Source organism: Spirulina sp. CCY15215 (genome assembly GCF_016888125.1).
GTDB lineage: Bacteria > Cyanobacteriota > Cyanobacteriia > Cyanobacteriales > Spirulinaceae > CCY15215.
In genome coordinates this window covers 1-329 of record NZ_JACSWA010000593.1, presented here as the reverse complement: position 1 = coordinate 329, position 329 = coordinate 1, and the positions used below count along the sequence as shown (strand labels likewise).

At 36.5% G+C, this 329-nt stretch carries 1 protein-coding gene; it reads right to left on the bottom strand.

Annotated elements, in window-relative coordinates; genetic code table 11:
* On the bottom strand, positions 1-329 hold a 329-nt coding region (locus JUI58_RS22210), incomplete at both ends, for a hypothetical protein (RefSeq protein ID WP_204106029.1).

Below are 329 nucleotides of genomic sequence, written 5' to 3'. Positions count from 1 at the left end.
AGATTGTTTCTGAACAGGTTCACTTGGTGATACATCAGAGAAAGAAGAGATTTCTTGTTTAGCATCAGAAGACTCGATTTGAGGTGAATCTGGAGTTTTAACTGTTTCTGAGATAGGAGAAATAGATTGTTTCTGAACAGGTTCATTTTGCGCTACATCAGAACGAGAAGACGTTTCTTGTTTAGTATCGAAAGAAGATATTTCTTGTTTGGTATCAGAAGAATTAATTGGAGTTGAATCTGGAGTTATAACTGTTTCTGGAATAGGAGAAATAGATTGTTTCTGAACAGGTTCGTTTGGCGCTACACCAGAACGAGAAGAGATTTCTT